At 44.2% G+C, this 1,417-nt stretch carries 3 protein-coding genes; all 3 read right to left on the bottom strand.

Going from position 1 to position 1,417, the window contains the following annotated elements; all coding sequences use genetic code 11:
* Positions 1-72: 72 nt before the first annotated feature.
* The gene (locus tag QEH52_RS19650; protein WP_308952662.1) at positions 73-363 is read right to left on the bottom strand and encodes a hypothetical protein; all 291 of its coding nucleotides are present in this window, start codon (positions 361-363) and stop codon (positions 73-75) included.
* Positions 364-431: 68 nt separating this feature from the next.
* Positions 432-854, bottom strand: a complete 423-nt coding sequence (locus tag QEH52_RS19645; RefSeq protein ID WP_308952661.1) for a hypothetical protein — start codon at positions 852-854, stop codon at positions 432-434.
* A gap of 64 nt (positions 855-918) precedes the next feature.
* Positions 919-1,248: a hypothetical protein gene (locus tag QEH52_RS19640; RefSeq protein WP_308952660.1), complete on the bottom strand. Its 330-nt coding sequence runs from the start codon at positions 1,246-1,248 to the stop codon at positions 919-921.
* Positions 1,249-1,417 lie beyond the last annotated feature (169 nt).

Raw genomic sequence — 1,417 nt, 5'->3', positions numbered from 1 at the left:
GTATGGCCGCTGTCAGTCCCGCCGAAGGGGAATGAGCATAGCGAATCGGGGGTGATGTGGGGGACGGGAGAGTTAATGCTCCCGTCTACCCGATTCTACCTTCTGTGCTTCTCGTCTAGCTAAGGTTTCTTCGGTCTTCCGGATTCTGCTTGCTGACAGTTCTAGCTCATCTCTGGTCATTTCTGGGTGATCTAATTCGATTTGTTTTATGAGTGCGTCTGTTCGTTCTATTTGATCTGGCGAATGCTCTGTGACCTCACTTGTCTTTTCAACTTTTATATTTTTTACGGCTAGAATACCCAAGAATTGGATGACCACGAGTATTGCCAGTGCAATTAGAAGGAATTTGTAGATTGGTTTCATTCTTCTTTGTAGATCGTCGAGCTCTGGCGCGGCGCGTTAGCGACGTTGTCCAGAAGCGAATGGTTCTGCTATTCTAGTATGATATGTGGGTATGATTCATTCTGAATGTCTTCTCGGTCTAGGCACATGATTGAATATCCGTATTTTGTAAGACTTTCGGAAGTGAAATTCTCGCCCATGCCATCGCTCCATTGCCCAAGGGTGTTCTCAACCAAAAGCTGTATCTCCTCTTTCGTTAATTCTTCTTTTAGGTCAAAGATCGATTCAACCCTCAGATAATTCTCTCCTGGCTGGAAATGAAAATACATGTTTCCGCTTCGATATAGCTTTTCTTCGAGAGTGTTTTCTGCATCGGAGCCTCCGATGTAGTCGGTCTGAAATTCATCGTCGTAAACAATGCCATCCAATTTCTTTAGTATCTCTGGAGCAGAGATGAAATTGTCATCGTCGTCGGTTACTTGAGCGAACCCAATGATTTTTATCTTTCTCATTTTTTTGCAGAACGTCGAGCTGACTCGATGGCGCGATAGCGACATTGAGTCTAGTGACTGGTTCTCATTTAGTTTTGTTCAGTTCGTTATGGATGGATCTCAGCTTGTCGATTTGCTCATCCATTGAAAGTCCATAGTTAGGATTAGTAAGCTTCTGTTCCGCGTCGATTCGTTTTCTTTCCTTATCTTGTTCTCTCAATTTCTTGGCTGATATTTCCGTCCATACCCAGAAGGGCACAATTACAGGCCAGAATGCAAAGAGCAGTAGTCCGAAGCCATCGAACAACACCAAGTAACTCGCATTGGGTGTGCTCACTCCATTCTTCTTTGCGATTCGCCCACATACGATGCATACTGCGATCCCGAAGATGATATATGTGATGAGCCATTTCATTTACTTTCTGAGAACGTCAAAGTGTATCAAGACTGTAGCGCGGAGCGCGAAAGGAATTGATACCACTGCCTGGGGTGTGCCCAGCATGGGCACGGTGTAAATGTGGTTAAAGTCCACTATAGTAAGAACTAATATATGAATAATGAAAAGAACTATTACCAGAGGCCAA

Origin of the sequence: Thalassobacterium maritimum, from assembly GCF_031127805.1 — a bacterium.
GTDB lineage: Bacteria > Verrucomicrobiota > Verrucomicrobiia > Opitutales > Coraliomargaritaceae > Thalassobacterium > Thalassobacterium maritimum.
Note: the sequence above shows the minus strand (reverse complement) of the source record. Positions and strands in the feature narration are given on the sequence as shown.

Bases quoted from the DNA above. Each gene is read 5' to 3' on its own strand.
- QEH52_RS19640 (WP_308952660.1), bottom strand. From the start codon at position 1,248: ATGAAATGGCTCATCACATATATCATCTTCGGGATCGCAGTATGCATC.
- QEH52_RS19650 (WP_308952662.1), bottom strand. From the start codon at position 363: ATGAAACCAATCTACAAATTCCTTCTAATTGCACTGGCAATACTCGTG.
- QEH52_RS19645 (WP_308952661.1), bottom strand. From the start codon at position 854: ATGAGAAAGATAAAAATCATTGGGTTCGCTCAAGTAACCGACGACGAT.